Source organism: Halorussus salinisoli (assembly GCA_005239435.1).
In the GTDB taxonomy this organism is placed as follows: Archaea; Halobacteriota; Halobacteria; order Halobacteriales; family Haladaptataceae; genus Halorussus; species Halorussus salinisoli.
In genome coordinates, this window is sequence record ML241305.1 from 712512 (window position 1) to 726628 (window position 14117).

Annotated in this window: 17 protein-coding genes; 5 read left to right on the top strand and 12 right to left on the bottom strand. The window is 65.2% G+C overall.

The window, feature by feature from the left end; all coding sequences use genetic code 11:
• Positions 1 to 13: 13 nt before the first annotated feature.
• Together E2484_RS24730 and E2484_RS03605 are read right to left on the bottom strand one after the other, a co-directional pair.
• Positions 14 to 610, bottom strand: a complete 597-nt coding sequence (locus tag E2484_RS24730) for a hypothetical protein (protein ID WP_170977229.1) — start codon at positions 608 to 610, stop codon at positions 14 to 16.
• 85 nt (positions 611 to 695) lie between these two features.
• Positions 696 to 860 (bottom strand): preprotein translocase subunit Sec61beta, encoded by a 165-nt coding sequence (locus E2484_RS03605; RefSeq protein ID WP_137283846.1) that lies wholly within the window; start codon positions 858 to 860, stop codon positions 696 to 698.
• Between the two features lie 206 nt (positions 861 to 1066).
• Between E2484_RS03605 and E2484_RS03610 the strand changes: the two genes are divergently transcribed.
• Complete coding sequence (locus E2484_RS03610; protein ID WP_137283847.1) at positions 1067 to 1333, top strand: thioredoxin family protein; 267 nt, start codon at positions 1067 to 1069, stop codon at positions 1331 to 1333.
• A 43-nt stretch (positions 1334 to 1376) separates the two neighbouring features.
• Here the strand turns inward: E2484_RS03610 and E2484_RS03615 are convergent, their stop codons facing one another.
• Positions 1377 to 2150, bottom strand: a complete 774-nt coding sequence (locus E2484_RS03615; protein WP_137283848.1) for a YqjF family protein — start codon at positions 2148 to 2150, stop codon at positions 1377 to 1379.
• A gap of 116 nt (positions 2151 to 2266) precedes the next feature.
• Between E2484_RS03615 and E2484_RS03620 the strand changes: the two genes are divergently transcribed.
• Positions 2267 to 2698 (top strand): RDD family protein, encoded by a 432-nt coding sequence (locus E2484_RS03620; protein WP_170977230.1) that lies wholly within the window; start codon positions 2267 to 2269, stop codon positions 2696 to 2698.
• A gap of 19 nt (positions 2699 to 2717) precedes the next feature.
• Here E2484_RS03620 and E2484_RS03625 read toward each other — a convergent pair whose 3' ends face one another.
• From E2484_RS03625 to E2484_RS03640, 4 genes are all read right to left on the bottom strand, one after another.
• Positions 2718 to 4199: a carboxypeptidase M32 gene (locus E2484_RS03625; RefSeq protein WP_137283850.1), complete on the bottom strand. Its 1482-nt coding sequence runs from the start codon at positions 4197 to 4199 to the stop codon at positions 2718 to 2720.
• A gap of 167 nt (positions 4200 to 4366) precedes the next feature.
• Positions 4367 to 5899: a carboxypeptidase M32 gene (locus E2484_RS03630; protein ID WP_137283851.1), complete on the bottom strand. Its 1533-nt coding sequence runs from the start codon at positions 5897 to 5899 to the stop codon at positions 4367 to 4369.
• A gap of 58 nt (positions 5900 to 5957) precedes the next feature.
• Complete coding sequence (locus E2484_RS03635; RefSeq protein ID WP_137283852.1) at positions 5958 to 7040, bottom strand: M20 family metallopeptidase; 1083 nt, start codon at positions 7038 to 7040, stop codon at positions 5958 to 5960.
• Between the two features lie 169 nt (positions 7041 to 7209).
• On the bottom strand, positions 7210 to 7473 hold the full coding sequence (locus tag E2484_RS03640; protein ID WP_137283853.1) for a DUF7553 family protein: 264 nt from the start codon (positions 7471 to 7473) through the stop codon (positions 7210 to 7212).
• A gap of 174 nt (positions 7474 to 7647) precedes the next feature.
• Between E2484_RS03640 and E2484_RS03645 the strand changes: the two genes are divergently transcribed.
• Positions 7648 to 8769 (top strand): pentapeptide repeat-containing protein, encoded by a 1122-nt coding sequence (locus E2484_RS03645; RefSeq protein ID WP_137283854.1) that lies wholly within the window; start codon positions 7648 to 7650, stop codon positions 8767 to 8769.
• Here E2484_RS03645 and E2484_RS03650 read toward each other — a convergent pair whose 3' ends face one another.
• The 3 genes from E2484_RS03650 to E2484_RS03660 are packed head-to-tail and all read right to left on the bottom strand — an operon-like array spanning position 8770 to position 10265.
• Positions 8770 to 9033 (bottom strand): hypothetical protein, encoded by a 264-nt coding sequence (locus E2484_RS03650; RefSeq protein WP_137283855.1) that lies wholly within the window; start codon positions 9031 to 9033, stop codon positions 8770 to 8772.
• 30 nt (positions 9034 to 9063) lie between these two features.
• The gene (locus E2484_RS03655) at positions 9064 to 9681 is read right to left on the bottom strand and encodes a hypothetical protein (protein WP_137283856.1); all 618 of its coding nucleotides are present in this window, start codon (positions 9679 to 9681) and stop codon (positions 9064 to 9066) included.
• Complete coding sequence (locus tag E2484_RS03660) at positions 9678 to 10265, bottom strand: hypothetical protein (protein WP_137283857.1); 588 nt, start codon at positions 10263 to 10265, stop codon at positions 9678 to 9680. Before E2484_RS03660 ends, E2484_RS03655 begins: the two co-directional genes overlap by 4 nt.
• Before the next feature lie 112 nt (positions 10266 to 10377).
• Between E2484_RS03660 and E2484_RS03665 the strand changes: the two genes are divergently transcribed.
• Positions 10378 to 12255 (top strand): PINc/VapC family ATPase, encoded by a 1878-nt coding sequence (locus E2484_RS03665; protein WP_137283858.1) that lies wholly within the window; start codon positions 10378 to 10380, stop codon positions 12253 to 12255.
• 269 nt (positions 12256 to 12524) lie between these two features.
• On the opposite strand, the gene E2484_RS03670 is transcribed toward E2484_RS03665, so the two are convergent.
• Together E2484_RS03670 and E2484_RS03675 are read right to left on the bottom strand one after the other, a co-directional pair.
• On the bottom strand, positions 12525 to 12848 hold the full coding sequence (locus E2484_RS03670) for an ABC transporter permease family protein (protein WP_137283859.1): 324 nt from the start codon (positions 12846 to 12848) through the stop codon (positions 12525 to 12527).
• 454 nt (positions 12849 to 13302) lie between these two features.
• Positions 13303 to 13584 (bottom strand): helix-turn-helix transcriptional regulator, encoded by a 282-nt coding sequence (locus E2484_RS03675; protein WP_137283860.1) that lies wholly within the window; start codon positions 13582 to 13584, stop codon positions 13303 to 13305.
• 221 nt (positions 13585 to 13805) lie between these two features.
• On the opposite strand from E2484_RS03675, the gene E2484_RS03680 reads away from it, so the two are divergent.
• A complete protein-coding gene (locus E2484_RS03680; RefSeq protein ID WP_137283861.1) occupies positions 13806 to 14114 on the top strand; it encodes an EMC6-like membrane protein in 309 nt (102 codons plus the stop codon).
• Positions 14115 to 14117: the final 3 nt, after the last annotated feature.

Sequence of the window (14117 nt, forward strand, 5' to 3'; positions counted from 1 at the left end):
CGTGATATACTTTCTACCGGTCGTCGCTCGTCCGGGACCCGAACATCGTGCCGAGGCTGAGACCGTAGACGAGGTGGCCCGCGTGGAAGACGAGGCGCTCGTCCACGTCGGGGTCCATGTCGAGGACGCGCTCCAGCACGACGCGCTCGCCGAAGACCGAGAGCGCGAGTGCGTAGACCGCGCCCCACAGCAGGCCGAGGGCTTCGTGGGCGGCGGTTTCTCGGGAGTCACCGTCGTCGCTCCTCGCGCGTCGGAACCCGCGCGAACCGCGGCGCGAATCGAAGGGCGTGAGTGCGCCGAAGACGGCCCCGCCGACGGTGCCGTACACAAGATGCAACGCGAGCGCCGCTATCGGGTGGTCGTCCGGGTCGTCGCCGGAGACGAACTTCGACCAGAAGCGCGCGGTCGGCGGCAGCGAACGAGAGACCGGCAGGCGGTAGGCCGTCATCACGAGGGTGGCGACGAGTCCGGCCTTCGAACCCTCCGTAAGTCGGGCGGCGAGTCCGATGGTCGGGGCAGAGTCTGCCTCGCGGTCGGAATCGGCCCCGGAGTCGGAATCGGTTCGTCGGTTGGGCTCCTCGTCGGCGGTACTGACGAACGGGATTCGCATAGAGGAGCGGCGACGCCGACCCGGATAGCACTGGCGGCCGTCGAGAAACGAGAAGTCGGTCGCGGAGTTCGAAAGCGTCCGGAAACTACAGTCCGAGGATGTTCAGAATCTCGATGAAGACACCGAAGAGGACGCCGAAGGCGACGATGGTCTTGGGGTCGATGCGTATCGCGTTGCGGTCCTCGGCGTCGAAGTACCGGACGAGTCCGGCACTGGACATCAGTCCGCCGGAGTTCTGGCCACTGCTCATGTCCGACGGTGCGTTCGCCGATTGCCTAAACCTTTCGGAGCGTGGCGACGCCACGCCATCGAAAGCGTGGCGTAACGACGCCCTGGAGAACGTGACGTAGCTACGACTCGGGAAACGCGGCACGACCGTGCCATCGAGAAAGCGGAAAAGTTGCGCTGGTGGGAAACCCTTATGCGCGCGGCGAAGATAGTTCAGCCAGAACACCAATGAGTGTCACCTTGAAGGACTTCTACGCGGACTGGTGTGGCCCGTGCAAGACTCAGGACCCGATCCTCGAAGAGATGGAGGAGGACTGGGACGGCGTCGAGTTCGAGAAGATCGACGTAGACGAACACCAAGACGTCGCCAACGAGTACCAGGTTCGGTCCATTCCGACCATCGTGGTCGAGAACGACGACGGCGTCGTGGAGCGATTCGTCGGCGTCACTCAACGCGACGATCTCGAAGACGCGCTCGAAGAAGCCGGCGCGTAACCGCTCCAAAGAGGCGGTTTTCTGACGGTTTATCGGCCGGTAGTCACGACCTTCGCCCGACCTCCCGTCCGAGTTCCCGTCTCGTCGCGCGGTCCTCGTCGCCGTCGCTCGCGCCCTCCCCGACCCCGGGCGGTTTCCAGCGACGATTCGGGGAGGCCAGCACGTCGGCGCTCGGACTGTAGTAACACACCGGGTCGCCGTCGGGCGTCTCGAAAGCGTTCGCGCGGAACAGCGAGTTCTCCTCGATGGTCACGTCGGCGGAGTGAAGCCGCCAGCGCGGGTGGTGAACGTCGGCGTACCGAAACCGTCCGCTCGGCGACTCGGTGTAGTGGCGGTGACGCTCGGTGAGGAACTCGGCCAGCGAACCCTGCTCGGACTCGAACTGGTCGCCTTCCGGGCCGTACTCCCCGACGAACGCCGCCGGGCGAGCGCCGGGGGTGCGGCGTCTGCTCTCGAATCGCACCCGGCCGTCGCGGGACTCGACCTCGATGGTCGCGAAGTAGTACGGCAGGAAGTGAGGGAGGCGCGCGCCGAGGACGGTGAACGGGTCGCTCACGTCGAGATTGAAGAAGTAGATGGCTGGCCGTCCCTCGCGCGTGACGTAAGTACGGAGGTTCACCTCAGGGATTCGGATACCTCTCGGAAACCAGTAGGGGCGCACGTCCACGTTCGTGAACGCGACAACCGACAGCCACGCCCGGCCGTCGTAGGTGTCGAGCGACACCGAATCGGGGACGTGAGCGGCGACGACGTGCGGGTCGACCGACCAGTTGGCGAACAGCACGTCGCGCCACCCCATGTGAAGCGGGACGACCATCGTCGGAATCCGCGTGACGGAGAACGCTACTTCGTCGCCTTCGACGCTCCGTCGGCCGATAGTCGTTGTGGCCTCCGGCGAGTAGATACATCTGCACCGAGGCCGTCGTCCGGGCCGTGAACGCCGCCCGTTTCGAGACCGCGACGGTTCGGGCGCGCGTCGGGGCCTACCCCCTCGACCTGCTCGTCGTCGGTGTTGCGGTGGTCGGCGTCGCAGGCCGATCGGGGCGCTCGCGCCGCGAGCGCCTCGGCCTCGTCGGTCTGCTCGGACTCGCGGTCGCCAACCTGTATCACGTCGTTCTCGAAGGGAGTGCCGGCCAGACGGTCGGGAAGAGAGGGGTCGGAATCGCCGTCGTTGGTGACGACGGCGAGCGCCCTTCCTACGCCAGCACCGCGATACGGACCGCGTTCCGATTCGTGGACTGGCTTCCCGCTGGCTACCTCCTCGGTTTCGTCAGCATGGCGCTCACGGAGCGGCGGAAACGCCTCGGCGACCTCGCCGCGAACACGGTCATCGTCCGCGAGGGAAGCGCCGAGGAGACCGAGTAGAAGAGTCCGGTATCGACGGCTACAGGTCGTAGATGTCGCCGAACTTCTCCTCCGCGTAGTCGAGGAAGTAGTCGGCCGTCAGGTCCTCGCCCGTTGCCTCCCGAATCAGTTCGTCGGTCGTGTACCGCTGACCGTGTCGGTGGACGTTCTCGCGGAACCAGTCGTGAAGCGGGTCGAAGTTACCCTCCCGAATCAGGCCGCGGGGGTCGTCGAGTTCGTCCTCGATGGTCGCCCAGAGTTGGGCCGCGAGGACGCTCCCGACCGTGTAGTTCTGGAACCGGGCGAACCCGCCGGTCCAGTGGATGTCCTGGAGACAGCCCTCGGCGTCGGAGTCGGGTCGGACGCCGAGGTACTGCTCCATCTTGTCGTCCCACGCGGCCGGAATCTCGCTCACACCGAGGTCGCCCGAGACGAACTCGCGTTCGATCTCCGACCGGAGGATGATGTGCATGTGGTAGGTGAGTTCGTCGGCCTCCACCCGGATGACGTTGTCCTCCTTCACCCGGTTGGCTGCCCGGTAGGCCTCCTCCGGCGTCACGTCCGAGACCTGCGGGAAGTGGTCTTTCACGGTCGGGAGGAACAGTTCCCAGAACTCCTCGGTCCGACCGACGTGGTTCTCCCAGAACCGCGACTGGGACTCGTGGACGCCGTGGGAACGCGAGTTCCCGAGCGGCGACCCGTAGGCGTCGTCCCGGAGTCCGAGCGCGTAGGTCGCGTGGCCGAACTCGTGGATGGTCGAACCGATAGCGCCGAGGAGGTCCGACTCGTCGAACCGGGTCGTGACGCGTGCGTCGAACTGATTGCCCGACGTGAAGGGGTGGGCGGAGGTGTCGAGACGGCCCCGGTTCCAGTCGTAGCCAAGCAAGTCGAGCGCGTCCTCCGAGAGCGCCAGTTGCGCGTCGGTGTCGAAGGTGGCCTCGAACACGTCGGGGACGTCCTCGCTCGCCCGAATGTCCTCGACGAGGGGGACGAGTCCGTCCTTCAGTTCCTCGAAGATTCGCTCTACGGTGTCGAGACCGAGGTACGGTTCGCCGTCCTCGAACATCACCTCGTAGGGGTCCCGAGACGGGTCGACGTGTTCGGCCTTCTCGACTCGAAGTTCCAGCAGTCGCTCCAGCGCGGGTTCGAACGCCGAGAAGTCGTCGTTCGCCTTGGCCTCCCGCCAGTCGTCCTGGGCCTCCGACTGGAGGCGAGTGTGTTCCTCCACGAGTTCGTCGGGAACCTTCGCCTTCCGGTCGTACTCCCGGCGAATCTCGCGGACGACCGCTTCCTGCTCGTCGGTCAGGTCCTCGCTCTCGGCCGCGTCCAGCAGTCGGCCGGTCTCGTCGGCGGTCAGTCGCTCGTGGGCGAGCGTCGAGAGCGCCGAGAGTTGCCGAGAGCGGGCGGGCGTGCCGCCTTCGGGCATCATCACTTGCTGGTCCCAGTAGAGGACGCCGCGGCCGTCCTCCAGCGCGGTGAGTCGTTCGTACCGGTCGAGTAAGTCGTCGTAAGCCTCGGCCATACGTTCCCCTCACATCCCCAACGTATCAAAATGAGGGTGGCGGCGAGGAGCGTGGTGTTCGTCACCAGTTGTCGGGATTCGAGGAGCGCTCGAGACGGCAGTGGAGTAACGTCCTCGCATTCCCTCCCGAAGACAGTAAGAGACGCGCTCGAAGGCGCGAGCAGTCGTTACTGGTAGTCGTCCAGTTCGTACAACTCGCCGTACTTCGACTTCACGTAATCGAGGAAGTAGTCGGCGGTGTAGTCCTCGCCCGTGGCCTGCCGGACGAGTTCGTCGGTGGTGTACTGGCACCCGTGTCGGTGGACGTTCTCGGTCAGCCAGTCGTGGAGGTCATCGAAGTCGCCCGCCGCGATCTTCTCGTCCAGGTTCTCGACGTCGTCTTCGGCGTTGGCGAACAGTTGGGCCGCCAGCACGCTCCCGAGCGAGTAGGTCGGGAAGTAGCCGAAGTCGCCGTGGCTCCAGTGGATGTCCTGGAGACAGCCCTCGGCGTCGGAGTCGGGCCGGACGCCGAGGTACTCCTCGTACTTGTCGTTCCAGAGTTCCGGCACGTCTTCGACCTCGATGTCGCCGCGAATCAGGTCGCGCTCGATTTCGAACCGGACCACGATGTGCATGTGGTAGGTGAGTTCGTCGGCCTCCACCCGGACGAGGTTGTCCTCGTACACCTCGCTGGCGGCCTCGTACACGTCGTCGACCGAGGCGTCGCCGAGCTTTTCGGGGAAGCGTTCTTTCACGGTCGGGAGGAATCGCTCCCAGAACGCCTTCGACCGACCGACGTGGTTCTCCCAGAGGCGCGACTGGGACTCGTGGACGGTCATGTCGCGGGACTCGCCCAGCGGGGTGCCGTACTCCTCGCGGGGGAGACCGAGGGTGTAGGTGGCGTGACCGAACTCGTGGACAGTCGCCATCAGCGCGCCGAGGGGTTCGTCGGGGCTGAACCGCGTCGTGACGCGAGCGTCGAACTGGTTGCCCGACGAGAAGGGGTGTGGCGCGGTGTCGAGGCGGCCGTGGTCCCAGTCGTAGCCCAACTCGTCGAGTACGTCGCGGGCGAGGTCCTCCTGCGTGTCGGTGTCGAACTCGCCGTCGAACGTGTCGGTGGCGAGGTCGGCGTCGGACTCGCGAATCGCGTCCACGAGGGGGACGAGTTCGTCGCGCAGGCACTGGAGTACCTCTTCGGCGGTTTCGACGCCCAGATACGGTTCGTACTCCTCGAAGAGGACCTCGTAGGGGTCGCGGTCGGGGTCGACGTGTTCGGCGTACTCGCGCTTGAGTTCGACCAGTTTTTCGAGCGTCGGCGCGAACGCCGAGAAGTCGTCTTCCTCCTTGGCCTCGTGCCAGACCGGCATCGCCTCCGAGGCGACCTCGGAGATCTCCTCCACGAGTTCCCGCGGGACGTTCGACTGCCGGTCGTGCTTGCGTCGGATTTCGCGGACGACCGCTCGCCGGTCGTCGGACAGGTCCTCGTCCTCCAGTTCGTCGAGCATCTCGGCCATCTCGTCGGACGTGAGCATCTCGTGGGCGACCGTCGAGAGCGCCGAGCGCTGTTTCGAGCGGGCGGGCGTGCCGCCTTCGGGCATCATGACCTCCTGGTCCCAACTCAGTACCATCCCGGCGTGTTTGACGTTCGATAGTCGCTGTACGTGCTGTAGAAACTTCGAGTACGTGTCGGACGCCTCGTCGGCGGCGGCTTCGCTTGCCATCGTGAGTTCGTAAGGTGTCACCCGATATCAAAAGAAGGATTTCGAATCGAAGTGAAACTTACTTCGAGACGTTCTCTGCCGCCGCGCGATAGGTCTCGTAGCATCGCTCTACCACCGCGACACTCGCGCTCTCGGTGTCGGTGTGGGCCTCGCCGGGTTCGGCCGGTCCGCAGACCACGCAGGTCGTTCCGGCCTCGGCCAGCCATCCGGCGTCGGTGGCGTGGGGCTTCGAGACGAGTTCGGGCGACCCGGACTGGGCGTCCGTCGCGGCGGCCAACACCGTCTCGGCGAACGCCTCGTCGTCGCACCGCATCGGCGGGAGGTCCTGGTCCACGCGCCACTCGACGCCGTCTATCGCTTCGACGCGCTCGAGTTCGGCGCGCTCGCCGGGGACCGTCCGCTCGTCCACCGTCACCTCACACGTCTCGGGAATCACGTTCCACGCGCTCCCGCCGTCGATTTCGGTGACCGCGACGCTCCCCCGGACCCGCTCGCCGAGCACTTCGGTCGCGGGGAAGTCGAGGTCCCGAACCACGTCCACCGCGTCGCAGGCCCGGTAGACCGCGTTCTCGCCCGCTTCGGGTTCGCTGGCGTGGGCCGACGCGCCGCGGGCGGTGATGGTACTCCCCCGACGACCCTTGTGCGCGATAGCGACGTCGGTCACGCCCTCGGCGGAGTAACCGGTCGAGCCTTCGCCGACGATGGCGTAGTCGGGCGCGAATCCGTCTTCGATGGCGGCGCGTGCGCCGATGCCGCCCTGCTCCTCGCCGACGAAACTGGCGAAGACGAGTCGGCAGTTCGGGTCGGCATCCCGGAACGCCAGCATCGCGGCCGCGACTGCGCCCTTCATGTCGGCGGTTCCTCTGCCGTAGAGGCGGCCGTCGCGTTCGGAGACCACGTACTCACCCTCCGCCGTCGTCTGGGAGTCGCCCGGAGGCACTACGTCGTGGTGGCCGACGAGCGCGAGCGAGTCGGCCCCGCGCGTGCCTCGTCTGGCTATCACGTTCCCCGTCTCGTCGCGGGTAACGTCGGCGTCGGTCTCCTCGCGGAGCCAGTTCTCGATAACGTCGCCCGCCTCGGTCTCGTCGTCGTGACTCGGAATCGAGACGAGTTCGCGGGTCAACGCCACGACTTCGCTCATGCGTCAGGCGTGGAGCGCGACGTGCTTCAAATCGGTGGTCGCTGCGGGAGCACGATTTCCCGGCCCGGACATATTCGTATATGTTTAAACAATAAAGATGTGCACCTAAGCGTTAGAAACACGTCTTCGAACCGCGAGCGACTACTGCACGGGACCACCCACCGGTCGGCTACAGTTTCTCGCGCTCGTACTCCCGGACCTGCTCCTGCAGTCGAGTCAGTTCGTCGGCGACGGCTGGCGAGGCGTCGTCGGCGAGACGGTCGATCTCCGCCCGGATCTCCTTGAGACGGTCGGGTCTCGGGTCGTTCTCTTCCGACCGCATTCCCGCCATCGCTTCCTCGATGGAGTCGAGAGACAGGCGCACGTCGCGGTCGGCGTCGGTCTCCTCCCGGATTCGGCGTATCTCCTCGTGTATCGATTGGAGGTCGGTCATGTCGGAGCGAACGGGACGCGCGAGAAAAGGCGTGGTGGCCCGACCAGTCGAGGCGTAGTGCTCGGCCAGTCGAGGCGTGGTGACCCTGCCAGCGGGGACGTAGTGGGGCCGTTCGACCGCGGGACTCGGCCCGACGGTCACAAACTGAAAGAGCGTAGACGTACTACGTCCGCCATGTCTGAGGAACTGCAGTCTACAACGGGGGACGCGACGAACGCGGCGGGGGAACGACGCTCTAGCCCGGAGGAGCGATGCGGCCACACCCACGAAGCCAGCGCCATCTCCGGTCTCGGTGGCGTCTGTTGCTGGCGACCCGTCTGGGGCGACACCGACCGATGCATCTGGCACGCCGACATTGCCCAGAAGCCGACACGCGAACTGGAGGACGCCGCACCCACGGTAGGGGAGCGCCTCGACGGGGCCATCTTCCGGGACGTCGAACTCTCCGACACCGACTGGCTCGCCGAAATGACTCTCACGGACTCGCGGTTCGTCAACTGCAACCTCGAAGGGACCGACCTCGGCGGTGCCGACCTCCGCTACTCCCACTTCGAGGGCGTGGACGCCCAGCGGGTAAACCTGCGCGGCGCGAACCTCGAACACGTGGAGTTCGACCGCACCGACCTTCGAGAGGCGGACCTCTGCGGGGCGCGGTTGTACTACGTCGTCTTCGAGGACGCCCGCATCGCCGAATCGACGACGTTCGGCGACAAAGTGGTCTACGAGGAAGAGATCGCCGAGAGCGACGACCTCGCCTCGCGTCTCGAACGGTACGAGGCTACCTACTGGACCTACGGCGAACTCCAGCGACTCACGAAGGAGAACGGCCTGACGCAGGCTTCGCGGGGGTACTATCTCGACCGAAAGGACGTGCGGAGACGCGAGGCCTGGGACCGAGGGTCGTACTCCCGCGCGCTGGCCAAAGAGGCGTGGCGGTGGACGACCGGGTACGGGAGCAACCCGTGGCGGGTCATGGCAACGTCCGCGTTCGTCATCGTCCTCTGTGCGTTGCTGTATCCCGTCACCGGCGGGATACAGGAGGTGTTGGAGGAGACCGGTACGCCCATCCAATACGTGGTGTCCGACCCCGAAACGTCGCAGTGGAACTGGCTCCTCTTCGTGTTCGGAAAGAGCCTCTACTTCAGTACCGTCACGTTCGCCACCCTCGGATACGGCGACATCCAACCGCTTGGTGGTCTGGCACGAGCCATCGCCGGAGGCGAGGCCCTGCTCGGGCAACTCCTGATGGCACTGCTCGTGTTCGTCCTCAGTCGGAACGTCACGTGGTCGGAGTAGTCAGATAGCGCAGTCGTCCACGTACTCGAACCCTTCGTCGTAGTCGTCGGTCGCTTCGTCGTCCGTCCCGTCCTCGTCCGCATCGATTCGGTCGTGGCGCGCGTCGAGTTTTTCGTCGGTTTCGTCCTCGCGCTCGGTTTCGGCCAACTTCAGTTCCACCGCGTCGGCGACCCACGCTTCGAGCGACTCGCCCGCGTCGAGGTCGGCGTCGATTCGCTCCTTGGTCCCGGATTCGACCGTGACGATGAGGTGTTCGTGACGCATGGACCGCGATACGGGACGGGAAGCCAAAAGCTAGTCGTCCATCGCCTCGGTCGCCTCGTCGGCGGCGTCTTTCGGCCGGGCGGCGTCGACCCCGGCGACGACGACCGCACCCACCTGGTTGAACACGAGGTCGTTGATGATGTCGCTGAGTCCGTACTGAGCCAACACGGCCTGGCCGCCGAACAACTGGGACGCCAGTCCGGTTCCGAACTCGATTATCTCCCAGAGGACGCCGAACGCCATCACGAATATCAGGATGAACGCGAACTGGAGCTCGGCCGGGAGGTTCGTCCGCTCGGAGTTGCGGTCGATCGCCTTCACCGTGGCGTAGCCCGCGCCCGCCACGATAGCCGCCGAGAGACTGTGAGCCACCGAGTCGTACCACGGAATCGAACTGTACGGTCCCAAGACTCCCACCGCGTGGACGAACACCGCAATGGAAATCGCCAGCACGTAGCCGGTGTCCATCGAGATGTCCGTGTCCCGCCGGAGGAGCGCCGGAACGAACGTGACGGCCAGCGAGACGAGAGCGTTGACGACGATGCCTATCTTGCCCCGGTAGAGCCCGTAGACCGCGATGGCGAACAGACCCGCCTGAAGCAGGCGGACGAGCAGTCGCTCCTGGCGGTCGTCGAGCAGGTCGGTCATCCGCTATCGCCCTCCGGCAGGTCCGCGAGGGTCGCGTTACTCGCCGTGTTGTACTCGAAGTAGAACTCGAAGACGACGGCGGCCGCGATACCCGCGGCGGTCGCCCTGACGAACTCCCACATCACGGCGTCGGCCGACCCGAGGAGTTCGGTCCCGAGGAACTGGTCCGAGTAGAACTGGAGGATGGCCCAGGCGCCGATTGCGGCCATCGTCGTCAACACGACCATCACGTCGGCGAACCACGGCGACATCTCCGCCTCGGTGAACAGCGCCAACTCGACCACGACCGCGAGCGCCACCGCGGCGACTCCGACGTAGGTCGCATACTCGGTGACCCACTCGGGACCCAGCGCCCGCGTCACGCCCGGAAGGACCGCCATCGCCGTCACCTCCGGCGGGAGCATCGCCGAGCGGTCCCGGAACACCGCCGCGGGCAACACGAGGACGACGAACGTGACTGCGAGAAACCCGGTCCAGATGAGGTGGCCGTCGACGAGGTTCTCCAGTATCGCCAGTGTCAGCACTCCCACGAGCGCCCAACTCACTCCGCCGCCATCGTCGGCCAACGATTCGAGAACGCCCATATCAGGTACAGGACACCGACCCGATTGAAACTTGTTGCCCAGAACCGGTTCCGCACCTCTCTGGAGTCCCTCCCTCGTAAAGAGTATCAACGCGCCACACGAAAAGGATATCATGAACGTACTTCCGGACACGAGCGTCGTCATCGACGGCCGAGTTTCCGAGCGCGTCGAAGACGGTGACTTCGAGGGGGCGACGGTACTGGTGCCCGAGGCCGTGGTGGCCGAACTCGAAGCGCAGGCCAACGGCGGTGCCGAGAGCGGATGGAACGGCCTGTCGGAACTCCAGCGACTCGCCGACCTCGCCGACGAGGGGACCATCGAGTTGGAGTACGTCGGCGACCGACCCGACGCCGACGAGCAGGGGCGGGCCAGCGAGGGCGAGATAGACGCCCTGATTCGGGAACTCGCGGCCGAACACGACGCCGTGTTCGTCACCAGCGACGTGGTCCAGAGCGAAGTCGCACAGGCGAAGGGCATCGAGGTCGAGTACGTCTCTCCCCGGGTGGACGAGACGGACATCGGAACCCTCTCCATCGAGGACTACTTCGACGACCAGACCATGAGCGTCCACCTCAAGGCCGGCGTCGAACCGATGGCCAAGCGCGGCGACGTGGGCGACATGCACTACCAGACCATCGGCGACGAGGCGATGGACGAGGAGGAGGTCCGCGAAATCGCCGGGGAGATTATCGACAGCGCGAAGGAGAGCAACGAGGGGTTCATCGAACTTGACGAACCCGGGATGACCATCGTCCAGTTCCGCGACTACCGTATCGCCATCGCGGAGCCGCCGTTCGCCGACGCGTGGGAGATTACCGCGGTCCGGCCCATCGTCAAGACCGACTTGGAGGACTACGAGCACGCCGACGAACTCAAAGACCGACTCCTCGAACGCCAGCGCGGCGTCCTCATCGCCGGGTCGCCCGGTGCCGGGAAGTCCACCTTCGCGCAGGCGGTCGGCGAGTTCCTCGCGGACAGCGACTTCGCGGTCAAGACGATGGAGAAGCCCCGCGACCTCCAGGTCGGCCCGGAAATCACCCAGTACACCGAGTTGGGCGGCGAGATGGAAAAGACCGCCGACTCGCTGTTGATGGTCCGCCCCGACTACACAATCTACGACGAGGTTCGGAAGACCGACGACTTCGAGGTGTTCGCCGACATGCGCCTCGCCGGCGTCGGAATGGTCGGCGTCGTCCACGCCACCCGCGCCATCGACGCGCTCCAGCGCCTCGTCGGCCGGGTCGAACTCGGCATGATTCCCCAGATCGTGGACACCGTCGTCTACATCGAGGCCGGGAAGGTCGAGAAGGTGTACGACGTGTCCACGCAGGTCAAGGTACCCGAGGGCCTGATGGAGGAGGACCTCGCGCGCCCGGTCATCATGATTCAGGACTTCGAGACCGGTCGCCCCGAGTACGAGATCTACACCTTCAACCGGCAGGTCGTCACCGTCCCGCTCAACGAGGGCGAGCGCGAGGAGAGCGGCGTCTCGAAGCTCGCGAAGCAGGAAATCGAGCGCGAAATCCAGTCGGTCGCCCGGGGTTCGGTGGACGTGGAGGTACAGGGTCAGAACCGCGCCACCGTCTACGTCACCGACGACGACATCTCCTACGTCATCGGGAAGGGCGGCGGCCGCATCGAGGACATCGAGAACCGCCTCGGCATCGACATCGACGTGCGGACCCACGACGAGAAACCGCAGTCGGTCTCGGGCGCGAGCTCGAACGCGGGCGGCGCAGGTGCAGGCGGCGCAGGCGGTGCGGCCACGCAAGGCGAAACCGTCACGCCGGACATCACGTCCCGCCACATCGTCCTCCCGACCGACGGCCACGCGGGCGAGACGGTCGAAGTGCAGGCCGACGGCGAGTACCTGTTTACCGCGACGGTCGGCCGCGGCGGCGACATCCAGGTCTCGCGCGGGAGTGCGATTGCCGAAGAACTGGAGCGAGCAATCGACCGCGAACAGCAGATCACCGTAATTCGGGCCTGAAGACGGTCGTAAACGAATCTCTCTGTCCCGGTAGACCACAGAGATACCCGCTGTGAACATCTTTTTGCGTTCTTGAACGACCACTCTTATCGTAAATCGACAGCCGTAGTTCTCCGAGGGAGTCTCGCGTCGACGCACGGACCGTCGCGGCCGCCGTTCGACGGCGGGGTCGCCCACTCGGTACCGACGTCGTTCGGATACGACGGCGACGTTCCTCCTTCCCGACGTGTGACGACCGGAGTTGACCAGCGTCACGGTTCGCGGCGAAGTCACCCGCGTCTCCGAAAACGAGACCGACGACGTGACCGGTCGGTCCGCTGCGTCAACAAACCGACCGGAGAAACCCTCGGCCTGTCAGTCCGAATCGACGCGAGAGTCGAACGCGAGATGAGATACGCGAGGTCCTGAATCAGGTTCCCGACGATACCTGCGAAGGCGATAACCATCGTCACGCCGAGGATAAGCGGCAGGTCGCGGTGGTGAATCGCAGTGAGTCCGACGTTACCGATTCCCTCGATGTAGAGTACCTCTTCGAGGACGAAAATCTCCACCACTAGCACGCCGAGGAGGTCCGCGAAGAACAGCGAGAACACCGTGCGCGAACGACTGGCCGACGGCGAGGCGGCCGACGGCGCGGTTTCGGAGCGAAGCTACGCGAGGCCATCCGCCGCGAGCACGACCTGCCGCGAAACTCGACGACGAGGCCGCCGAGCGCGCGCTTTCGGAGGCGGTCGATGGGGCCGCCGCCGGAGCAGTCGAAACCGCGGCAGCGCGACTCCGCGAAGCGTTCCCGTCGGTCCGTGTGCAGGAATGTCCAGAGGCGCACGAGGCCGGGAGTCGGACGGTCGCGTGTCACCTCTATCGGAGTGAAGAGTCGGGCGAGTCCGACGAAAGCGCAGAAAGTTCGGCGAGCAGTTAGTGGTCGAACCGGCCTGTAAGCGTGACCAGCCACGTGAACGTAACGTTGAGAGGGATTACCGATTCGCGTCCTACAGAGGGTGTCGTCGACTTGCTGAGTTCGTCTCCTCCCGGCTCAAAACGGTCGCGCTACTCGGCGCACTTCTGAGCGTCGGCACAGTCCGCCGAGGTGTCACAGGAGACGCTTATCTCGTAGAGATTCTGGCGAGCGTCGGCGAAGTACACGTCTTCCTCCACGACGTCCAGTTCTTCCAGTCGTTCGAGAGCGTACCGAACCGTGCGCGCCGAGAGCATCGACTCCTCGACTATCTGCTTTTGGGTCAGCGCACCCTTGTATTCGAGCACCTTGAAAACCAGTTTCGCACTCGGCGGCAGGTCGTCGATGTCCTCTAACTCGGACTGAGTTGCCATCGTTACGAATCGAAACACGCCATCGTCATAAAAGTACGACCTTTGCATTACAACTTGTAACACGCTCGGCCGAACGCGCCGGAAGACGCGGCGACGGAAACGGGTGGTTCGCTCGCGGCGGAGTAACGGGTTCGACCCGTTTCCGTCGGCGGAATCGCCGTCGGGATTCGGAGCGCGACAGAAGTCGGGGGTTTTTGAGGGAGCGGCCCCGACGAACAGTCATGGCGACCGAACAGGTATCCGAGCGACGGTCATCCCACATCAGGGGTATTACGGTGACGTCCGTCGCCACGTTAGCGGGCGTCGCCGCGGCGCTCGTCTCGGCCGCGTTCCTCGGAACTGCGGCGAAAGACCAGTTAGGGCTGGTGGTCGTGGCTGCGTTCGTCTTCGCGCAACTGCCCGTCCTCAAAGTACTCGGTATCGACGTGGAGGACTTCTCCACGAAGGACCACCTCTACGTGCTGTTTATGACCTTCTCGCTGTGGTTCGTCACGTGGACCATCCTCCTGACGAACGGAGTAACCTTCTAACCC